Genomic DNA, 21,390 nt, shown 5'->3' with positions numbered 1-21,390 from the left:
CCCTTCATGGGAACCCCTCATCCGCCCTTCGGGCACCTTCTCCCCAGGGGGAGAAGGCGAGACCGCCGCACCCGACAGCCAGTAACGCACGCCATCAAATGGCGCAGAAGACAGAAACCGCGCCCTCCCTCTTCTCCCCTTGGGGAGAAGGTGGCGCAAAGCGCCGGATGAGGGGTTCCAATCGCCATGGGAAGCACACCGTCATTCCGGTCGCGGCATCAAAGATCCGGGAACAAAGTTCCGCACCGACACCTCTAAACCCCATGCATCACAGCAACAAAGCGCAGGATTCCGAAGGGGAGTATTCAAAATGTCCACAGTCATCAAGAACGGCACCATCGTTACCGCCGACCTGACCTACAAGGCGGACGTCAAGATCGATGGCGGCAAGATCGTCGAGATCGGCCCGAACCTGTCCGGCGACGAGACGCTGGATGCGACCGGCTGTTATGTCATGCCGGGCGGCATCGATCCGCACGTCCACCTCGAAATGCCCTTCATGGGCACCTATTCCTCCGACGATTTCGAGAGCGGCACGCGCGCGGGCCTTGCCGGCGGCACCACCATGGTCGTCGACTTCTGCCTGCCCGATCCCGGTCAGTCGCTGCTCGACGCGCTCAACCGCTGGGACAACAAGTCGACCCGCGCCAATTGCGACTACTCCTTCCACATGGCAATCACCTGGTGGGGCGAGCAGGTCTTCAACGAGATGGAGACCGTCGTCAAGGACAAGGGCATCAACACCTTCAAGCACTTCATGGCCTACAAGGGCGCGCTGATGGTGGATGACGACGAGATGTTCTCCTCCTTCCAGCGCTGTGCCGCGATCGGCGCCCTGCCGCTGGTTCATGCGGAAAACGGCGACATCGTTGCGCAGATGCAGGCCAAGCTCTTGGCCGAAGGTAATAACGGCCCCGAGGCGCACGCCTATTCCCGTCCGGCCTCCGTCGAGGGCGAAGCCACCAACCGCGCCATCATCATCGCCGACATGGCCGGCGTCCCGCTCTATGTCGTGCACACCTCCTGCGAACAGGCGCATGAAGCGATCCGCCGTGCCCGCCAGAACGGCATGCGCGTCTATGGCGAACCGTTGATCCAGCACCTGACGCTGGATGAGAGCGAGTACGCCAATGCCGACTGGGATCATGCCGCCCGCCGGGTCATGTCGCCCCCCTTCCGCGATAAGCGCCATCAGGACAGCCTCTGGGCAGGCCTTGCAAGCGGCTCACTGCAGGTGGTCGCAACCGACCACTGCGCGTTTACCACCGACCAGAAGCGCTACGGTGTGGGCGATTTCACCAAGATCCCGAACGGCACCGGCGGGCTTGAAGACCGCATGCCGATGCTGTGGACCTATGGTGTCGCGACCGGCCGCATCACCATGAACGAGTTCGTGGCGGTGACCTCCACCAACATCGCCAAGATCCTCAACATGTACCCGAAGAAGGGCGCGATCCTCGTCGGCGCCGACGCCGACCTCGTCGTCTGGGATCCGACACGCGAGAAGACGATCTCGGCTTCAAACCAGCAGTCGGCGATCGACTACAACGTCTTCGAGGGCAAGAAGGTCAAGGGCCTGCCGCGCTACACGCTCACCCGCGGCGTCGTGGCGATCGAGGAATCGACCATCAAGACGCGCGAGGGCCACGGCCAGTTCGTCAAGCGCGAGCCCTTCCCGGCCGTCAGCACGGCGCTGTCCACCTGGAAGGAAATCACCGCCCCGCGCAAGGTCCAGCGCACGGGCATTCCGGCCTCGGGAGTTTAAGGCAAACCAATGACGCGACGCGCACCCCCCTCTGTCCCTTCGGGACATCTCCCCCACAAGGGGGGAGATTGGACGCGCGTGGCAATCGCTGCGGGACACACCGTCTCTGGTGAAATTCCTGCAGACGACAGCGACAATGCAAGGCGCCTCATCGAGTCGATCTCCCCCCTTGCGGGGGAGATGCCCGGCAGGGCAGAGGGGGGTGTCAGCTCGCCCATAGCCTCACGGCACCAGCCCATCCAGCTCAGGCGTAAGGACAACGCTTTCCTGTTCGTTCGGGTCTGTCCGCGCGATGACCGCCGTGCAGGGCACTGTCCCGGTATTGACCGGCACATGCGGCACGCCTGCCGGGATGTAGAACATGTCGCCGGCGCGCTGCACCTGGACGTGCTCAAGCTTCTCGCCGAAATAGGTCGTCGCCTCGCCAGCCACGATATAGATCGCCGTCTCGTGGCTTTCATGGAAATGCGCCTTGGCGCGCGCGCCGGGCGGAATAGTCAGGAGCATCATGGCGATGCCCGTCGAGCCGACGCTTTCGGCGGAGATGCCCTCAATATAGGAAAAGCCCTGCTTGCCGTCATAGGTCTCGGAGGGGCGGATGGTCTTGCATTGGGGATACGTCGACGATGACATGAGCGGAAATTCCCTGACATGAGACAAGAAGGACGGATATACCGTCACGGGGACAGATTTTACAACAAACTGGGATCACATGGCTGAACAATCGAAAACGGTCGTCGAGGCGAAGGGGCTGGGCCTGACATTCCAGACCAATGACGGGCCGGTGCACGCGCTGTCGGATGTCAATCTGGAGGTGAAGAAGGGCGATTTCGTCTCCTTCATCGGTCCGTCCGGCTGCGGCAAGACCACCTTCCTGCGCGTCATCGCCGATCTCGAAAAGCACACGTCCGGCACGATCACCGTCAACGGCACGACGCCGGAGGACGCCCGCAGGAACCGCGCCTACGGCTATGTCTTTCAAGCCGCCGCCCTCTATCCATGGCGCACCATCGAGCGCAACGTCGCACTGCCGCTCGAAATCATGGGCTATTCGGATGCCGAGAAGAAGAAGCGCGTCGAGCAGACGCTCGACCTCGTCAACCTGTCGGGCTTCGGCAAGAAATTCCCCTGGCAGCTGTCGGGCGGCATGCAGCAGCGCGCCTCGATCGCCCGCGCGCTCGCCTTCGACGCCGATCTCCTTTTGATGGACGAGCCCTTCGGCGCGCTCGACGAGATCGTTCGCGACCACTTGAACCAGCAGCTGCTGGAACTCTGGGAGCGCACCAACAAGACCATCTGTTTCGTCACCCACTCGATCCCGGAAGCCGTCTATCTCTCGACGAAGATCGTGGTCATGAGCCCCCGCCCCGGCCGCGTCACCGACATCATCGAATCCACCCTGCCGAAGGAGCGCCCGCTCGACATCCGCGAGACCCCCGAATTCCTCGAAATCGCCCACCGCGTCCGCGAGGGCCTGAAGGCGGGGCATAGCTATGAGGAGTAAGGCGATCGAACTCCAATCTCCCCCCTTGCGGGGGAGATGTCTGCGCAGCAGACAGAGGGGGGTGCTGGCCACCAATCTCATGGATTACCCCCCTCTGTCCCTCCGGGACATCTCCCCCGCAAGGGGGGAGATCGCTTCTTCGACGGAGGTCCGCCCATGACCCTCCGCACCAAACTCCTCCCCATCCTCACCGTCGTCCTCGCCATCGTCGCGATCTGGTATGTCGCCGCGCTCTTCATGAACCACACGCTTGCCGCCGAGGAAGCGATCCGCAAGAACGAGAACCTGACGGCGGGCGAGGTCTGGCTGAAGTCCTATGCGATGGACAAACCGCTCTTGCCCGCGCCGCATCAGATCGTCGCCGAAATCTGGAAGACGACGGCGGAGATGAAGGTGACGTCCAAGCGTTCGCTCGTCTATCACGCCTGGGTGACGCTGTCGGCCACTCTGCTCGGCTTCGCGCTCGGCACGATCACGGGCGTCCTGCTCGCCGTCGGCATCGTCCACAACAGGGCGATGGACAAGTCGCTGATGCCATGGATCATCGCATCCCAGACGATCCCGATCCTGGCCGTCGCGCCGATGCTGATCGTGGTGCTGAATGCCATCGGCATATCCGGCCTGCTGCCGAAGGCGCTGATCTCGACCTATCTCTCCTTCTTCCCCGTCGTCGTCGGCATGGTGAAGGGCCTGCGCTCGCCGGAAACGATCCAGCTCGACCTGATGCACACCTATAATGCCAGCCGCAGCCAGCTCTTCTGGAAGCTGCGCTGGCCGTCGGCCGTCCCGTTCCTGTTCGCCTCGCTGAAGGTGGCGGTCGCCATCTCGCTGATTGGCGCGATTGTCGGCGAACTGCCAACGGGCGCCGTTGCCGGGCTCGGCGCGCGGCTCCTGTCGGGGTCCTATTACGGCCAGACGATCCAGATCTGGTCCGCCCTCTTCGTCTCGGCGATCGTCGCCGGCGGCCTGGTCTTCATCGTCGCCGCCGTCGAGAAGCTGGTGATGAAGTCCATGGGCGCCAAACCGGAGGCGCTCGCATGACGACGACGATCACCATTATCGCCGCCCTTGTCATCTGGCTCGGCGCCTGGGCCCTCAACGAGAAGCTCGTGAGCATCACGCCGGCGAACCAGGCGAGCGCCCGGCGCATCAACCTCGCCGTCCCGGCCATTTTCGGCCTGACGCTTCTGGTGCTCTGGGAACTCATCACGCGCGGGCTGAACGTACCGGAGATCCTGCTGCCGGCTCCAAGCGCCATCCTTGCCGAAGCGGTCACGGCCTTCCCGACCCTCTGGCTCGATCTCGTCCAGACGGTCTTCAAGGAAGTCCTGACCGGCTATGTCATCGGCTGCGGCCTCGGTTTCGCCGCCGCCCTGCTGATCGATCGGTCGCCCTTCCTGAAAGCCGGCCTTCTGCCGCTCGGCAATTTCATCTCGGCGCTGCCGATCATTGGCATCGCGCCGATCATGATCATGTGGTTCGGCTTCGAATGGCCGTCGAAGACCGCCGTCATCGTCCTGATGATCGTCTTTCCGATGTTGATCAACACGGTCGCCGGCCTATCCGCCGCCGGCCACATGGAGCGCGACCTGATGCGCACCTATGCCGCCAGCTGGTGGCAGACCATGGTCAAGCTTCGCCTGCCCGCTGCCTGGCCGTTCATCTTCAACGCGCTGAAGATCAATTCGACCTTGGCGTTGATCGGCGCTATCGTCGCCGAATTCTTCGGCTCGCCGTCGGTCGGCATCGGCTTCCGCATCTCGGTCGAGATGGGGCGCATGAACACCGCCATGGTGTGGGCCGAAATCCTGGTGGCTGCCGTCACCGGATCATTGTTCTACGGGATCGTCGCGCTCATCGAGCGCAAGGTCACGTTCTGGCATCCGTCTGTCCGTGGTGGACAGGCGTAACAAAAAGAGGGAACTGAAACATGAAACTGAAGATTGCGACATTGCTGGCCGCGACCGCGCTGGCATTCTCGGCCCTCCAGGCTCAGGCCGCCGACAAGATCACCCTGCAGCTGAAATGGGTCACCCAGGCGCAGTTCGCGGGTTACTTCGTCGCCAAGGACAAGGGCTTCTACGACGAGGAAGGCCTCGACGTCGAAATCAAGCCGGGCGGACCGAACATCGCGCCGGAACAGGTGATCGCCGGCGGTGGCGCCGACGTGATCGTCGACTGGATGGGCGCAGCACTTGCCGCCCGCGAAAAGGGCGTGCCGCTCGTCAACATCGCCCAGCCGTACAAGAATGGCGGTCTGGAAATCATCTGCCCGAAGGACGGCCCGATCAAGACCATTGCCGACTTCAAGGGACACACGATCGGCGTCTGGTTCTACGGCAATGAAGTGCCCTTCTTCGCGCTGATGAACCGCGAAGGCCTGAAGACCGGTGAAGGTGCCGACGAAGTGAAGGTCCTGCAGCAGAGCTTCGACGTTCAGCCACTCATCCAGAAGCAGGCCGACTGCATCCACGTCATGACCTACAACGAACTCGGCCAGGCGATCGATGCCGGCTACACGCTCGACAAGCTGACGGTCTTCAACTACGCCGAGATGAACGCCAACCTTCTCGAAGACGGTCTCTACGTTCTGGGCGACAAGCTCGAAGACCCGGCCTTCAAGGCCAACATGGTCAAGTTCGTCCGTGCCTCGATGAAGGGCTGGGCCTATGCCAAGGACAACCCGGAAGAAGCAGCCGACATCGTTCTCGAAAACGACACGACGGGTGCGCAGACCAAGGAACACCAGGTCTACATGATGACCGAAGTGGCCAAGCTTCTGGGCGATTCCACCGGCGTTCTCGATGAAGCCGCCTACGACCGCACCGAGAAGGCCGTGCTCGACCAGAAAATCATCACCAAGAAGCCGGAAGGCGCCTGGACGCATGAGATCACCGACGAAGCACTGAAATAAAATCGCTTTTTCGGATATTCTAAAGAAGCCGCGCGGGAAGAGACCTCCCGCGCGGCTTCGCATTTGGGCGGATTCGATCAAGATGTGTACACGCCCCGATTGACAGCGCCTTTTGCAGCGCACAGAATAAAATCAAGCAAACAGTGGAATTAAATGGATGCGCTGCCTTGTAAGCGTCTTTCGCAGATCCCATGTTGTTGCGGCTTGCGATATGAAGGGGGCTTTCTGACGTCGCAAAGGCTGCATGAAATGCGTCAATGAGCAACCATTTTGAACAATCCTGCCTCAGTCCGCCCCGGCTGTCGTTGTGGTTGTTGAGCGACCTTTCCGGAACCGTCACATGACCCGATTTAAGCGTTTGATCCTGAGTGCGGCAATTTCGGCCGTTGCCCTTGCAGCCCCGCTCGCCGGCCATGCCGAGGAGGCCCCGGCGGCCACCAAGGAAACGCGGCAATTCCCGGCAATCATCGTCACCAAGGTTGAAGACAGGAACCTCACGGATCGCCTGATCGCCACCGGTACGGTCAAGGCCGTCGAGGAAGTCTACATCCAGCCGCAGGTCGATGGCCTCGCAATCCAGAGCCTGGGCGCCGACATCGGCGACCGCATCGAAAAGGGTGCGGTCATGGCCGTGCTGTCGACCGACGCGCTTCTCCTGCAGAAGAGCCAGCTGGAAGCCAACAAGGCAAAGGCGGAAGCATCCCTCGCCCAGCTGCAGGCGCAGCTGATCGAGGCCAAGGCCAATGCCGACGAAGCCGTCAACCAGCGGGAGCGGGCGCGCAAGCTGAAGACCTCCGGCACGGTCTCCACCTCGCAGGTGGACCAGCTGACCGCGTCCGCGGCCGGTGCCAATGCTCGTGTCACCGCCGCCGAACAGGCGATTGTCGTCGCCAAGGCCGACATGAAGGTCGTCGACGCCCAGATCGCCGACATTGATCTGAAGCTAGCCCGCACCGACGTCAAGGCACCAGTGTCGGGTGTCGTATCCGCCAAGAACGCCAAGGTCGGCGCGATCGCCAGCGCCGCCGGCCAGCCGCTCTTCACCGTCATCCGCGACGGTGCGGTCGAACTTGTCGCCGACGTCGCCGAGGGCGACGTCCTGCGCCTCAAGCCCGGCCTGAAGGCCCGCATCACGCTTGCTGGCGGTTCCGACGTGCTGGACGGCTCGATCCGCCTGATCGACCCGACCATAGATCCGACCACCCGGCTTGCCTCGGTCCATATCGCCATCGACGACCCGGCAAAGGCACGCGCCGGCATGTACGGCAGCGCCGAGATCATCATCAAGGAAGTCAACGGCATGGCCCTGCCGCTGACCGCCGTCAACAGCGGCGAGACCGGTTCCACGGCCCGCAAGGTCAAGGACGACCGCATCGAACTGGTGAAGATCGACACAGGCGTCCAGGACGGCGACTACATTCAGGTGCTGAGCGGGCTGACGACCGGAGATACGGTGGTCGCCAAGGCCGGTGCCTATGTCCGCAACGGCGACCGCATCACGCCGGTCGAAGACATGCCGACGGCATCGAACTGAGAAGGCTGGAACGATGAATTTCTCTGCCTGGTCCATCCGCAATCCGGTCGCCCCGCTGCTTGCCTTCGGCATGCTCATGTTCCTGGGCTACCAGTCCTTCATGAACCTCCCGATCACCCGGTTCCCGAACATCGACGTGCCTATCGTGTCCGTCGTCGTCACCCAGAGCGGCGCCTCCCCGGCTGAACTCGAAATGCAGGTGACGAAGGAGATCGAGGACGCCGTCTCCGGCATTTCCGGGGTCGATGAAATCCAGTCGACCGTCTCCGACGGCTCCTCGCAGACTGCCGTCGTCTTCCGCATGGAAGTGCCGACCGATCAGGCCGTACAGGACGTCAAGGACGCCATCGACCGCATTCGCGGCTCGCTGCCCGCCGCCGTCGACGAGCCGATCGTCTCGAAGGTCGACGTCGAAGGACAGGCGATCCAGACCTTCGCGGTCTCCGCCCCCAACATGACGCTAGAGGAACTGTCCTGGTTCGTTGACGATACGGTCAAGCGGGCGCTGCAGGGCCAGCCCGGCGTCGGCCGCGTCGACCGTTACGGCGGCGCCGACCGCGAGGTCCGCATCGAACTCAACCCCGACAAGCTTGGCGCCTACGGCATCACCGCCGCGGATGTCAGCAAGCAGCTGAAGGGCGTCAACACCGACCTCGGCTCCGGCCGCGGACAGGTCGGCGGTGCCGAACAGGCGATCCGCACGCTCGGCGATGCCCGCAGCGTCGCAGCGCTCGCCGACACGACGATCTCCGTCGGCAACGGCCTGTTCGTCAAGCTCTCCGATCTCGGCGTCATCAAGGACACATACGAGGAGCCGAAATCCTTCTCGCTGTTCAACGACACCCCCGTCGTCACCTTCGGCGTCTTCCGCTCCAAGGGTGCGAGTGAGATCTCCGTTGCCGAAACGGTTGGCGAAGCGCTGGACAAGGTCCGCGCCGACAATCCCGGCGTCGATATCTCGCTGGTCAATGATTCCGTCTATTACACCTACGGCAACTACGAATCCGCCATCGACACGCTGCTCGAAGGCGCGCTGCTGGCCGTCATCGTGGTCTTCCTGTTCCTCAAGAACTGGCGCGCCACCCTGATTGCCGCGGTCGCCCTGCCGCTCTCGGCCATCCCGACCTTCTGGGTCATGGACATGATCGGCTTCTCGCTCAACCTGGTGAGCTTCCTCGCCATGACGCTGGCGACCGGCATTCTCGTCGACGACGCGATCGTGGAAATCGAGAACATCGCCCGCCACATCAAGATGGGCAAGACGCCGTACCGGGCGGCGATCGAGGCCGCCGACGAAATCGGCCTCGCCGTCATCGCCACCTCGTTCACCATCATCGCCGTCTTCGTGCCGGTGTCCTTCATGCCGGGCATTCCGGGCCAGTACTTCATTCAGTTCGGCCTGACGGTGGCCTTCGCGGTATTCTTCTCGCTGGCCGTCGCCCGCCTGATCACGCCGATGATGGCCGCCTACCTGATGCGCTCCACCGACACGATGGACGATCACGAGGGCAATGACGGCAGGCTGATGCGCGCCTACACGCGGATGATCAAGGCGACCACCGGCCGCTGGTATACCCGTTTCGGCACGCTGATCGGCGCCGTCGCCTTCCTCGTCGGTTCGCTGATGCTGCTCGCCCAGGTACCGGGCAGCTTCCTGCCGCCGGAAGACGCCTCGCGCATCACGCTCTCGGTGGAACTGCCTCCGAACGCCTCGCTCGAGGATACGGAGAAGGTCACCGACCTGATGTACGACCGGCTGCACACGATCCCCGAGGTCGAGAACGTCTTCGTCCTCGACGGCGCATCGCCGAAGGGTGACCTGGAGCTGCGGCGCGCGACCGTGACGCTCAACCTGCACAAGATCGAGCATTCGCTGCTCAAGATGGTCGTCAACGATGTCTTCGGTCGGCTGCCGCTGATCGGCCCCTACCTGCCGAAGATGGAAGTGCACGGCCGCGTCAAGCCGCAATGGGATGTGGAAACGGAAGTCTTCGCACGGCTGAAGGACATTCCCGACGTTCACATCCTGAAGCTCAACGACCGTGGCGAGCGCGACCTGTCGTTCAACTTCCTCTCCAAGAACGAGAAGGATCTGAACGAGGCCGTAGCAATCCTCGAGTCCAAGCTTCGCAACGAGCCTTCGCTCGCCAATGTCAGCGCCGAAGGCTCCCTGCCCCGGCCCGAGTTGCAGATCCGCCCGCGCAAGGACCAGGCGGCACGCCTCGGCATTACGCCGCAGCAGATCTCCGAGGTCGTCCGCATCGCGACAATCGGCGACGTGGATGCAGCCCTGCCGAAAATGTCGCTCGACGATCGCCAGATCCCGATCCGCGTGCAGGAATCGCTCGACATGCGGCGTAACCTCGCTGAAATCCGGGCGCTGAAGATCCGGACGTCCTCCGGGGTCATGGTACCGCTCTCGAGCGTCGCCGACGTCGACTATTCGGAAGGCGTAAGCTCCATCAAGCGCAACAACCGCAACCGGGTCGTCACCATCGGCGCCGACCTGCCCAAGGGCGTAGCGCTGGATACAGCAACGGCGGCCTTCAAGGATATCTTCGCCAACACAGAGCTGCCGAAGAGCGTACAGCTTGCCGAAAGCGGCGATGCGAAGGTGCAGGCGGAAATGCAGCAGAGCTTCGTCAACGCCATGCTGATGGGCCTGCTTCTGGTTCTCGGCGTGCTGATCCTGCTCTTCAAGGACGTCATCCAGCCCTTCACCATCCTGTTCTCGCTGCCGCTGGCGATCGGCGGCGTGGCGGTAGCGCTGATCGTGACCAACAATCCGCTCTCCATGCCCGTGCTGATCGGCATCCTGATGCTGATGGGCATCGTGACGAAGAACGCCATCCTTCTGGTCGACTTCGCCATCGAGATGCGCCATCAGGGCATGCACCGATTGCAAGCCGTGGTCGAGGCGGGCCGCAAGCGCGCCCGGCCGATCATCATGACCTCGATCGCCATGTCCGCCGGCATGCTGCCATCCGCCATGGGCGTCGGCGAAGGCGGCACCTTCCGCGCACCGATGGCGATCGCGGTGATCGGCGGCATTATCGTCTCGACGGTGCTGAGCCTTGTGGTCGTGCCCTCCTTCTTCCTGATCATGGACGACGTGTCCCGCTTCTTCGGCTGGATCTTCGGCCGGCTGGTCGGACCGAAGGAGGAAGAGCCCGAGCCGAGATCGGCCGAAGACATTGCCCAGGCAGTGGAAAGCAGCCAGGCCGCCATTTCCAACCTCGCGGATAAGGTCTCCCGGCTGGAAAAGGAACGCAGCGGCGGCAGCAACATCATCAAGTTGCCTCCACTCGCCGCCGAATAGGCAGCCCGCATCCCATAAGACTGACGAAAAAGGCGCCGGAATTTCCGGCGCCTTTTTGTTGTCCGCCGCATTCCAGCCGACGCGTCCGGGTCATGCAAACTTTTTTGCCTGTCCACCGGGATGAATTGACTGAAATCAAATGGTTCCAGCACCGAACGCGCTAAGCAGATGGAAACGTGACCGGGTTGCATCCGCCGACAACTCCGCACCCGCCACGTGACGAGGGAAAGGTCCCCACTCCCTGTCGAGGCACTGGAACTGGGACGGCTGTCATAACGGTGTTCACGCCGGATTTGCCCGCCGAAGGAAAAAATGGGACTTCAAATGCACGGGAACAACGAAACAGCCATCCTGCTGGGGCCGCTGTTGAAACTGGAGCCGCGTGAGGTCAGCGCGGTCACGGGCCTTCCGTTCCTCCTTGGCATGAGCCAGCCGGCGCTGAGGAAACTGCTGGCGACGGCCGAGGTTCGCCGGCTGGAGGCGAAGGAAGTCCTCTACAGCGAAGGCCAGGCCGCCGATCATTTCTTCTGCGTCGTCTCCGGCCATCTTCGCGCCTACCGGACGGACCGGGACGGCCGGACGGCCGATGTGATGCTCTACGGTCCGGGCGACTGCTTCGGCCACAGCATGCTGTTCAACAGCTTGAAACAGCATTTCGACGTCCAGGCGGCGGAAAAGGCGATGATCGTCGCCTTCAGCCTCGAACATATCCGCAAGCTGATCGGCGAGGAGCCGGATGTGGCCCGCGCGGTCATCCGCTCGCTCTCGACCAATCTCTTGAACGCCACCGACTGCATCGCCAACGACCGCCTGCAAACCGCGCCGCAGCGGGTGGCCCATTATATCCTGACCCATTGCAGGAAGGACGATGCCGGCAAGTCGGCGACCATGCGCCTGCCCTTCCAGAAAAGCCTGCTGGCTGGCAAGCTTGGTCTGGCGCCGGAGGCCCTGTCCCGCGCGTTTTCAACGCTGAGAGACAATGGCGTCGTCGTCCGCGGCCGGCTGATCCATGTGGAAAACACCGGCGCGCTCGAAACCATCTGACGGACAAGCGACAGGCGCTGCTAGAGGCCGCCCTGCGCCTTCAGGAACGCGACCACCCTGTCTATGCCATCGCCGCGCTTCATGTCGGTGAACACGTAGGGACGCGACGTCCGCATGCGCTCGGCATCGCGGTCCATCACACCGATATCCGCGCCGACATGCGGCGCAAGATCCTTCTTGTTGATCACCAGCAGATCCGAACGGGTGATCCCCGGCCCGCCCTTGCGCGGGATCTCCTCACCCTGGCAGACGGAAATCACATAGATCGTCAGGTCGGCCAGATCCGGCGAGAAGGTCGCCGCCAGATTGTCGCCGCCCGATTCGATGAACACGATATCGAGATCGGGGAAGCGTTCGTTGAGTGATGCGATCGCCTGCAGGTTGATCGTCGCGTCTTCGCGGATCGCGGTGTGCGGACAGCCACCGGTCTCAACGCCCATGATGCGGTCGGAGGTCAGCGCCTGCATGCGCACCAGCGCCTCGGCGTCTTCCTTTGTGTAGATATCGTTGGTCACGACGGCGACCGAATAGTCGTCGCGCAACGCCTTGCAGAGCTTTTCCGTCAGCGCCGTCTTGCCGGACCCGACCGGTCCGCCGATACCGACGCGCAATGGGCCATTTCCCGATGCCATGCTGTTCCCCGTCATCTGTCGCACCGCCCCTTACGACCGGAAGAGGCGTGCCATCTGTGTTTCATGTCTGAGGCTCGATATCTCGGCGAAAAAGGTCGCCGAGCCGAGCGCATCGATGGTGGAATGGGCCGCCTTCTCCGCCGTCGCCCCGATCAGGGGTTCCAGCGCGGCGAGAATGGCGACACCCTGTCTCTGTCCGCAAAGCGACAGCCTTATGCCGGCCGAGACGGCCTGCGAGGCGGCAGCATGCAGATAGGCGGCAAGCGCGGCTGTGAGGTCGACCCCGTTTGCCGCCGCAACCACGCCGACGGCAACCGGATACGGCGCGTCGGCCGGCAGATGGTCGAGCGCCGGCTGCGGCCAGGCCCCCGCCGCCTCCAGGAAGGCTTCGCCAACGAGCCGCGTCTCCCGGTAACGCTCGGCGGAGCCGGCAAGCGCGGCCGCGAGTTCGGCCAGCTCTTCGAGACTCGCCGGATCGTCCAGCCGGCGAAAGCTCTCGGCCAGCAGAACGGCGTCGTTCCAGGCGGGGCCGGAGGTGATCGACAGGCTGATCCAGTCGGCCAGTCCATCTCCATCCTTCACGCGCCCCTCGCCCGCGGCATTCTCCAGGCCGGCCGAATAGGCGAATGCGCCGACCGGAAAGGCCGGCGACAGCCATGTCATCAGCCGCAGCAGCGATTGCGTGCCGGCTGCATTCGGCAGAGTGACATCAGTCATGGGCGTGATGCGCATGTCCGCCATGACCGTGACCGCCATGGGCGTGATAGGCGCCGCGCACCGGCTGGAAAGCCTCGCACACTTCGCGCACATTCGCGCCAAGCCCTTCAAGCATCGCCCGGATGACGTGATCGCGGCCGATCAGGATGCGGTCCTCGTCGATCTGGGCCGGCAGGTGCCGGTTGCCGAGGTGCCATGCGATTTCCATGAGATGCAGAGTGTTGCGGGCGGTCACCTCGTAGAGGTCCTCCTGCTCGGCAACGATGCGGATATAGCTGCCCCCATCCGTCAACAGCATGTCGCCGTCGGCAAACAGCACGGCCTCCTTGAGATCGAGCATGGCCATGGAGCCATCGGCGAGATGAAGGAGCTTGCGCCGCAGATGGCGGGCGTCATGGGCAAGGGTGACCGTGTTGGCGGGCGTTGCGTCAACGCTTCCGGCCGGACTGTAGGAGTTTATGCGCTGCATGGTGATGCCTGACTGAAGTAGACGTTCACCATGCAAAATAGATGCGGCAGGCGCAAGGACAATACGTCGTTTGGACACCCCCGCCGGTGCCCGCAGAGCTGCGCCCTGCCCTCAGGCCGCGCCTCGCTGCAATGCCAGCGGCATCCCGTCGGCGGCATCATCCTGCAGCAGGTCCCGCTCATGCAGGACCCGGTTGCGGCCAGCGCTCTTTGCAAGATACAGCGCCTTGTCGGCGGCCCGGTAGGCGGCGTCGGGCTCGCGCCCGCCGCCCATCTCGGCCACGCCTGCAGACACAGTCAGGCGGATGCTCGACTGTCCGAGATGGAAGACGGTCTCACCGATATGCCGGCAAAGTTCCTCCAGTCGCGTTAAACGCTCCCTGGCATCACCAGAGGTAATGATCACCGCGAATTCCTCGCCGTTCAGGCGCGCCACGGCCCGGGCATCGCCCAGACCGTCAACAATCGCCGTACCGACCCGCTCGATGACGGTGTCGCCGACCGCATGGCCATAGCGCTCGTTGATGCTCTTGAACCGATCGATATCGAGAACCGCAAGGGTCGCCTCGCCCGTTATGTCCCGCATGGCCTCCTGGAAGCCGCGGCGGTTCAGAAGGCCGGAGCGCGTGTCCGTGCCGTGCACGCGCTGGATCTGCTTGCTGGCTTTCGACAGTTGATAGACGGTGGAGCCGGAGCCATAGGCGAGGACGCCGGTGACCGCCGAGCCTGCAAGCCACGCCGTCACGAAGAGCGAGACGAAGGGCGCATCGAGCTCGTGCGGCATGAGATCGAAGCTCTTGAGCACCGGCAGAAAGGCCAGGATAAGCAGCGGGGAAAAGATGGCGGCAAGGCAGGCCTGCTTGATGGCGTGAAGCCAGACCTGCCTCAGCGTGTTGATCGGTGAGGCGAACATGTCTTCCGGCTGTGCGATGGCTTCTGCATTCATTGACGGCGGTCTCCAGAATACCGAGGGCTTGCGACTGCTTGGGATGGGCAAGTCCGATTGGCGGAGACCTTACAGCAACCATTTTGCGGCTTCGCTAAGCTGTCCGCTAAAGTTTGAAACATTCCGATATTTGAATGCCGGGAGACAAGCAGTGCGGCGGCCCCTGCTCAAGACCGGCGAACATACAGAAAAGCCCGGCACGGGGGCCGGGCTTTTCAATTCCAGTGGCTCGCCATTGATGCTGCACCTCGCAAACACCACGACCGTTGCCGCCGCTTCAACGGGACCGCAGCAAGTCTTGGGAGGAAAATCCGCGATCAACCGTTGGATCGTGTATACACGAGAGATTGCTGCAGCGCACCATCAAAGCGCTTTGAAATTGTCCGTGCATAGCGGCTATGCATCAGGGTAATAGCTGGCCACCCAGGCCTGCCTTTCAATGCCGCGACAGCGCCATGGTGCCGCCGGACGCGACCAGCGCGGTCGCCACCAGCCGGTTCAGGTAGACGAAGATGCGCTCCGAGCGGATGAAGCGGCCGAGCACCACGCCGGCGAGCACGTAGAGGATGACGGCCACCACTTCCATGATCAGGAACGCGCCGCCCATCTTGACGAGCTGCGGCCAGGCCGCATTCGTCGCATCGATGAATTGCGGAAAGAAGGCGGTGAAGATGGCGATCGCCTTGGGATTGGTGATCGCGATGCTGAAATCTCGGCGCATCAACGCGCGGACCGACGTGTCCTTCGCCTCCATGCGCGCCAGCGTCCGCGCCTTCCGCCAGATCTGCACGCCCACATAGACGAGATAGACCGCACCGATCAGCTTGATCGCGGTAAAGGCCGTCGCGGAAGCCGCGAGCACCGTCCCGAGACCGATCACGGTGACCAGAATCAGCAAGGTGAAGGCCGGCATCCGCCCGAGCCCGCCGAGCATTGCCCGGGCAAAACCGAGCCGCGCGCCATTGGCAAACGCCAGCATGTTGTTCGGCCCCGGCGCACAATTGAGCGCGAAGCAGGCCGGTATGAAAATGGACCAAGCGATCATCGCAGAATTCCTCCAAAACATCATGTCGCGAAACGGATCCCGACACCACCGACGATCAGCTAGCCCGACCCGGAGCGACCAGATGAGGCTTCGACAGCAGGGCCAGACGATATTTCCCAGTCCTGCGGAAGCCGATGGCTTCATATGCTTTCGCCGCAGACGGGTTGTTTGTAAAGAGGATAGACCGCGACACACCTTCGGCTCGAGCCCGCTCGAGCGTTGCCGCGACCACGCGGCGGGCATATCCTCTGTTGCGGAATTGCGGCGGCGTCCAGACCGGACCGACCTGCACGACGTCCAGCAGCCGGGCATTGAAGCCACTGAGCGCGACCGGCAGTCCATCGACGATCCACGCCCAACGCTCCGCAATCGCCTGCCCACTATCAAACTCGCGGTGCAACCGCTTGTCCAAATCCTCGTCATCTTGGGCGCCAAGCGCCTCGATGTTGTAGGCCCTCAGCCACGAAATAAGGATGTTTTGATCGAACTCGGATGCCGGCACGAGAAAACCGGCATTCGCTGGGACGATCAGATCGGAAAGCGGAAGCGCATAGAGATCCTCATCCGCATACAACGCGAACTGCTGACGTAGCAGACCGAAAGCCTCGATAACGTCGTCCACCTGCTCGGGAACACCGAGAATGCCGCAGACCGGTCGCTCGATCTCTGCCATCAGACGGACGATCAGCGCCGAACGGATATCCCGGTCGGGCACCTGCAGCATGATGTTGCCGTTCCAGAAATGCGCGATCACGCCAAGGATTTCACCATCCGGACCACAGGCCCCGAAATATTGCCCATGATAGGCGGCGTCCCTGTAATCCAGTCCCGATCGCAGAACATTCGATCGCAGAAACATGCTCGTATCGGCATGCGTCGCAAGAAAGGATGACAGGAACGGCGTATCGGTCTGCACCAGCAGGCGTATGTCAGACATGGGGCCTCGCGTAGAAATCAACGGCCCTCATCCTGTCACCACAAGACAACCGGATACATGCCGTTCCGGTCATCCTATCGATGAAAACTTCTGATGGGTCTCAGAACAGGAAATATCGCTGCGCCATCGGCAGCACCTTTGCCGGCTCGCAGGTCAGGAGTTCGCCGTCGGCACGCACTTCGTAGGTTTCCGGATCGACCTCGATCTTCGGCGTCGCCGCATTGTGGATCATCGATGCCTTGCCGATCCCGCCGCGGGTGTTCTTCACCGCCACCAGCTGCTTGGCGACGCCGAGGCGTCCGGCAAGCCCGGCGTCGAGCGAGGCCTGCGAAACGAAGGTGACGGACGAATTGGTCCTCGCCTTGCCGTAGGCGCCGAACATGTGCCGGTAGTGGACCGGCTGCGGCGTCGGGATCGAGGCGTTCGGATCGCCCATCGGCGCCGCCGCGATCACACCACCGAGGATCACCATGTCCGGCTTCACGCCGAAGAAGGCCGGCGACCACATGACGAGGTCAGCGCGCTTGCCGATCTCGACCGAACCGATCTCATGGGAAAGCCCGTGGGCGATGGCCGGGTTGATCGTGTATTTGGCGACGTAGCGCTTGACGCGGAAATTGTCGTTCTCGCCCGTCTCTTCCTTCAAGCGGCCGCGCTGGCGCTTCATCTTGTCGGCCGTCTGCCACGTGCGGATCGACACTTCGCCGACACGGCCCATGGCCTGGCTGTCGGACGAGATAATCGAAAAGGCACCGATGTCGTGGAGAATGTCTTCCGCAGCGATCGTTTCCTTGCGGATGCGGCTTTCGGCAAAGGCAATGTCCTCCGGGATCGACGCCGACAGGTGATGGCAGACCATCAGCATGTCGAGATGCTCGGCGATCGTGTTGACCGTGTAGGGCCGCGTCGGGTTGGTCGACGATGGAATGACGTTCGGGCTGCCGCAGACCTTGATGATATCCGGCGCATGACCACCGCCCGCCCCTTCCGTGTGGAAGGCGTGGATGGTGCGGCCTTTGATCGCCGAAATCGTGTCTTCCACGAAGCCGGATTCGTTCAGCGTGTCGGTATGGATCATCACCTGCACGTCATACTGGTCGGCGACCGACAGGCAGCAGTCGATGGCCGCCGGCGTCGTGCCCCAGTCCTCATGCAGCTTCAGCGACGAGGCGCCACCGAGCACCATTTCCTCGAGCGCGCCCGGCAGCGAGGCATTGCCCTTGCCGGCGAAGGCGAGGTTCATCGGGAAGGCGTCCGCCGCCTCGATCATCCGGGCGATGTGCCAGGGACCGGGCGTGCAGGTGGTCGCGAGCGTCCCGTGCGCCGGACCGGTGCCGCCGCCCAGCATGGTGGTGAGGCCGGACATCAGCGCATCCTCAATCTGCTGCGGGCAGATGAAGTGGATATGCGCGTCCATGCCGCCGGCGGTGATGATCTTGCCTTCCGCCGCGATCGCTTCCGTACCCGGACCGACGATGATGTCGACGCCCGGCTGCGTGTCCGGATTGCCGGCCTTGCCGATCGCCACGATCCGCCCGTCTTTGAGCCCGATATCGGCTTTGACGATCCCCCAATGGTCGACGATCAGCGCATTGGTGATGACCGTGTCGACAGCGCCGTCGGCGCGCGTCACCTGGCTCTGCCCCATGCCGTCGCGGATGACCTTGCCGCCGCCGAACTTCACCTCGTCGCCATAGGAGGTGTAGTCCTTCTCCACCTCGATGAAGAGTTCGGTGTCAGCGAGCCGCAGTTTGTCGCCGGTCGTCGGACCGAACATGTTGGCATAGGCGGCGCGGGACATTTTGAACGGCATGGTTCACACTCCTTCAAGCGGGGAGATTACGGAGATATCGGAAATACGGATAAGCCGGCCTTCGCCGGCATAACGGTCGACCAGACCCTTTTCGGCGGCGAAGGGATGCCCGTCCCAGCCCTGATGGCCGAAGCCGGCAAGCAGGATCGAGTCTTCGGATTTTGCGTGATGGGCCAACACCTCGGCGACCACTACCACGCCGGACGACGGCACCACATAGGCGCCTGCACCGGCACTGGCGAGATCGGCGTCGAGCTGCTCGTGCACCCGCCTGTCGATGACCCGGAAACCCTTGCCGGTTTCTGCCGCGAAGGCCGCGAAGCCGTCGGTATAGTCGTCGCAGAAATCATCGAGATCGGGATGGCTTTCGGCAAGCGCGGCGCGCATGTCCTCGAACTTCTTCGGGTCGCGCACGCACCAGATGGATGTGGCAGCACGCACGGCAGAGATTTCGCGCCAGTCGCTCTCGTAGAGCATCTCCCTGCCCGGCCGGCCGGTATTGCAGACCGCAACGACATCCGTCCGACCGCGCTTGCCTGCCAAGGAGCGGCAGTCGTTGAAACGGATGACAAAGTCGCAGGCGTCGACGCGCTCTGCCGCGTCTTGCGGCACGTCACCGTTTCCGACTATGGCGATCCGGCGGGCCATGGCTATTTCTGTTCCTCGCCCTCGTCGACCTGCTGCGATTCCAGCCCGGTCATCAGTTCCTTCAGTTCCTTGGTGCGCTGGCGCGTGAGGACAGCCAGACAGGAGCCGACAAGCAGCGGCTCCATGGAGCCGCCCCGCGCCTGGAACCCCATGCCGTCACAATGCCCGTCGCGATACTCCACCCAGGCGCGCTGCGCCTTCTTCAGCGCATCGAGCGCGCCGACCAGGTTCTTGTCGATGTCGGCAAACTGGGTGTCCTCGTCCTTCGCATAGGCGACGGCCTCTTTGTAGACGGCGTTTAGTTCCTTGTCGGCGGCCTGCCAGTCCTGATAGGCGCAGATGTTCATGTCCGTCTGCGTCGTCGGATCGCTGCAGTCGACATCGGGATTCTGCTGAGCGGAAGCACTGGCCGCGAGCGGCAGGCCGACGACGGCGAGAACGGCAAGAAACTTCAACACGCGCACTCTCCTAGAGCTTGCCCATGACGGACTGGCGGAAGCCGTAAACCTCGCGCTTGCCCGACATCGGCACCAGCGTCACCTGCCGCGTCTGACCCGGCTCGAAACGCACGGCGGTGCCCGACGGAATATCGAGCCGCATGCCGCGTGCCTTGTCGCGGTCGAAGGAAAGGCCGGGATTGGTCTCGCCGAAATGATAATGGCTGCCGACCTGGATCGGCCGGTCGCCGGTGTTGGAGACCTCCAGCGTGACGGTCGGAAGACCGGTGTTCAGTTCGATTTCGCCTTCAGCGGCAATCAGTTCGCCCGGAATCATGAATCAGTCTCCCAACCACTTAACGTATCGGTTCGTGCACGGTGACGAGCTTGGTGCCGTCGGGGAATGTCGCTTCCACCTGCACGTCGTGGATCATCTCGGCAATGCCTTCCATCACCTGGTCGCGGGTAATCACATGCGCGCCCGCCTCCATGAGATCGGCGACCGTGCGGCCGTCACGCGCCCCTTCCACGACGTAGTCGGTGATCAGCGCGATCGCTTCGGGATAGTTCAGCTTGACGCCGCGCTCCAGCCGCCGCCGGGCCACCATCGCCGCCATGGAAATCAGCAGCTTGTCTTTTTCTCTCGGGCTGAGGTTCATTGTCGTTCCACTCGTTTGCGATCTATAGGTTCCAGACTTTCGGCACGGACGCGCCGCCGCGCAAGGCCGAAATCACCGGGATCAGGATTTTTCTCAAAGCGAAGCCGTCGGGCGCGACCAGCCGGACGATCAGCTTGTCGCCCCAGTGGCTGGCCCCGCCGGCGGCATCGCCGATCAGTGCCCGCACCTTGGGCAGATAGGCCTCCGCCATCGGGCCGCAATAAAGCGCCGTCGCAAACGCGACCTCGCCGGAAAGGGATGCCGCCCGCGCCGTCAGCGCCGCGATGTCGCCCTCCAGTCGCTGGTCCTCCGCATGGATCAGCCGACCGGCCCGACGGATGCGCCAGCGGTCACGAAAGAAGCCCTCGCGCATCGTCTCGCCCATCGCCTTGCGGCCGAGAAGCACGGCTTCAACGGCGACGAATTCCGCCGTCTCGGCCAAATCGACCTCGAGCGAGCGCGTGAGCGACGCGCGGTCGAAGAGAATGGTTTCCTGCGGCAACCACGAAAGCCGCGCCCCCTCGCCCGCCTCGATCCGCGTCGTGACCTCGGCCGTGCCGAAAGACGCCTTGTAGAGCTTCTCGCAGGCCTGCGTGGTGACGGTGAGATGGGTGTCGGGACCGGCGGCAATCGTCCAGTCCATGCGGTCGCCGCCCGTCAGTCCACCGGAGGTGTTGATGAGCACGGCTTCCATGCTGGCGTCGAAGGTGGTCGGCAGGCGGATCTTGGCAGCACCCTCCTGATAAAGCTCGGCAATGCGGGTGCGCCCGGCCAGCGGCTTGGCGACCAGCCGGCCCGTGCCCCGCGCCCGCTGCGGCAGTGTCTCCGCCAGTGCAGACAAATGTCTCTCCCCTCGTCGCCAGCGCATCCACGCGGCTTGCAGCCTGTCACGCCGTTCAGGCGTTGTTCTTATCTTTCAACGCTTTGCAGGTAAGCAATTTTCATGCCCGCCTTCAAGCGCCGTGTTTGCCACATCGCGTCCGCCACCAGAAATACGCCTGCCGCTTT

At 63.1% G+C, this 21,390-nt stretch carries 21 protein-coding genes; 8 read left to right on the top strand and 13 right to left on the bottom strand.

Annotated elements, in window-relative coordinates:
- Positions 1-310: 310 nt before the first annotated feature.
- On the top strand, positions 311-1,765 hold the full coding sequence (gene hydA, locus ACU5AY_RS03665; protein ID WP_446828036.1) for a dihydropyrimidinase: 1,455 nt from the start codon (positions 311-313) through the stop codon (positions 1,763-1,765).
- A gap of 222 nt (positions 1,766-1,987) precedes the next feature.
- On the opposite strand, the gene ACU5AY_RS03660 is transcribed toward hydA, so the two are convergent.
- Entirely contained in the window at positions 1,988-2,398 is a 411-nt protein-coding gene (locus ACU5AY_RS03660; protein ID WP_446828035.1) for a cupin domain-containing protein, read from the bottom strand.
- Positions 2,399-2,477: 79 nt separating this feature from the next.
- Here ACU5AY_RS03660 and ACU5AY_RS03655 point away from each other — a divergent pair, with 79 nt between their 5' ends.
- The 7 genes from ACU5AY_RS03655 (at position 2,478) to ACU5AY_RS03625 (ending at position 12,080) form a co-directional block, all read left to right on the top strand.
- Positions 2,478-3,269: an ABC transporter ATP-binding protein gene (locus ACU5AY_RS03655; RefSeq protein ID WP_446828034.1), complete on the top strand. Its 792-nt coding sequence runs from the start codon at positions 2,478-2,480 to the stop codon at positions 3,267-3,269.
- Between the two features lie 156 nt (positions 3,270-3,425).
- A complete protein-coding gene (locus tag ACU5AY_RS03650) occupies positions 3,426-4,310 on the top strand; it encodes an ABC transporter permease (protein WP_446828033.1) in 885 nt (294 codons plus the stop codon).
- Entirely contained in the window at positions 4,307-5,179 is an 873-nt protein-coding gene (locus tag ACU5AY_RS03645; RefSeq protein WP_446828032.1) for an ABC transporter permease, read from the top strand. Before ACU5AY_RS03650 ends, ACU5AY_RS03645 begins: the two co-directional genes overlap by 4 nt.
- A gap of 20 nt (positions 5,180-5,199) precedes the next feature.
- Positions 5,200-6,183 carry an ABC transporter substrate-binding protein gene (locus ACU5AY_RS03640; RefSeq protein WP_446828031.1) on the top strand — a complete coding sequence of 328 codons (984 nt, stop codon included), beginning with the start codon at positions 5,200-5,202 and terminating at the stop codon, positions 6,181-6,183.
- A 340-nt stretch (positions 6,184-6,523) separates the two neighbouring features.
- On the top strand, positions 6,524-7,717 hold the full coding sequence (locus ACU5AY_RS03635; protein ID WP_446823422.1) for an efflux RND transporter periplasmic adaptor subunit: 1,194 nt from the start codon (positions 6,524-6,526) through the stop codon (positions 7,715-7,717).
- A 13-nt stretch (positions 7,718-7,730) separates the two neighbouring features.
- Positions 7,731-11,036, top strand: a complete 3,306-nt coding sequence (locus ACU5AY_RS03630; protein ID WP_446823421.1) for an efflux RND transporter permease subunit — start codon at positions 7,731-7,733, stop codon at positions 11,034-11,036.
- 312 nt (positions 11,037-11,348) lie between these two features.
- Positions 11,349-12,080, top strand: coding sequence for a Crp/Fnr family transcriptional regulator (locus ACU5AY_RS03625; protein WP_446828030.1), 732 nt, complete (start codon positions 11,349-11,351; stop codon positions 12,078-12,080).
- A 20-nt stretch (positions 12,081-12,100) separates the two neighbouring features.
- On the opposite strand, the gene ureG is transcribed toward ACU5AY_RS03625, so the two are convergent.
- From ureG to ACU5AY_RS03565, 12 genes are all read right to left on the bottom strand, one after another.
- Positions 12,101-12,712 (bottom strand): urease accessory protein UreG, encoded by a 612-nt coding sequence (gene ureG / locus ACU5AY_RS03620; protein WP_446828029.1) that lies wholly within the window; start codon positions 12,710-12,712, stop codon positions 12,101-12,103.
- 30 nt (positions 12,713-12,742) lie between these two features.
- Positions 12,743-13,414, bottom strand: coding sequence for an urease accessory protein UreF (locus tag ACU5AY_RS03615; RefSeq protein WP_446828934.1), 672 nt, complete (start codon positions 13,412-13,414; stop codon positions 12,743-12,745).
- A 7-nt stretch (positions 13,415-13,421) separates the two neighbouring features.
- Positions 13,422-13,898, bottom strand: coding sequence for an urease accessory protein UreE (gene ureE, locus ACU5AY_RS03610; RefSeq protein ID WP_446828028.1), 477 nt, complete (start codon positions 13,896-13,898; stop codon positions 13,422-13,424).
- A 111-nt stretch (positions 13,899-14,009) separates the two neighbouring features.
- Positions 14,010-14,843 (bottom strand): GGDEF domain-containing protein, encoded by an 834-nt coding sequence (locus ACU5AY_RS03605; RefSeq protein ID WP_446828027.1) that lies wholly within the window; start codon positions 14,841-14,843, stop codon positions 14,010-14,012.
- A 436-nt stretch (positions 14,844-15,279) separates the two neighbouring features.
- Positions 15,280-15,888 (bottom strand): LysE family translocator, encoded by a 609-nt coding sequence (locus ACU5AY_RS03600; RefSeq protein WP_446823415.1) that lies wholly within the window; start codon positions 15,886-15,888, stop codon positions 15,280-15,282.
- Between the two features lie 55 nt (positions 15,889-15,943).
- Complete coding sequence (locus ACU5AY_RS03595; RefSeq protein WP_446828026.1) at positions 15,944-16,804, bottom strand: GNAT family N-acetyltransferase; 861 nt, start codon at positions 16,802-16,804, stop codon at positions 15,944-15,946.
- Positions 16,805-16,925: 121 nt separating this feature from the next.
- Positions 16,926-18,638, bottom strand: a complete 1,713-nt coding sequence (ureC, locus tag ACU5AY_RS03590) for an urease subunit alpha (protein ID WP_446828025.1) — start codon at positions 18,636-18,638, stop codon at positions 16,926-16,928.
- 3 nt (positions 18,639-18,641) lie between these two features.
- A complete protein-coding gene (locus ACU5AY_RS03585) occupies positions 18,642-19,286 on the bottom strand; it encodes a DsbA family protein (protein WP_446828024.1) in 645 nt (214 codons plus the stop codon).
- A gap of 2 nt (positions 19,287-19,288) precedes the next feature.
- Positions 19,289-19,741: a lysozyme inhibitor LprI family protein gene (locus tag ACU5AY_RS03580; RefSeq protein WP_446828933.1), complete on the bottom strand. Its 453-nt coding sequence runs from the start codon at positions 19,739-19,741 to the stop codon at positions 19,289-19,291.
- A gap of 13 nt (positions 19,742-19,754) precedes the next feature.
- Positions 19,755-20,060: an urease subunit beta gene (locus ACU5AY_RS03575; RefSeq protein ID WP_261929399.1), complete on the bottom strand. Its 306-nt coding sequence runs from the start codon at positions 20,058-20,060 to the stop codon at positions 19,755-19,757.
- Positions 20,061-20,079: 19 nt separating this feature from the next.
- A complete protein-coding gene (locus ACU5AY_RS03570) occupies positions 20,080-20,382 on the bottom strand; it encodes an urease subunit gamma (protein ID WP_446823411.1) in 303 nt (100 codons plus the stop codon).
- Between the two features lie 22 nt (positions 20,383-20,404).
- The gene (locus tag ACU5AY_RS03565) at positions 20,405-21,223 is read right to left on the bottom strand and encodes an urease accessory protein UreD (protein ID WP_446828023.1); all 819 of its coding nucleotides are present in this window, start codon (positions 21,221-21,223) and stop codon (positions 20,405-20,407) included.
- Positions 21,224-21,390: the final 167 nt, after the last annotated feature.

The organism is Rhizobium sp. PAMB 3174 (genome assembly GCF_052908375.1).
The sequence above is the reverse complement of the archived record's forward strand: the minus strand, read 5'-3'. Positions and strand labels throughout refer to the sequence as shown.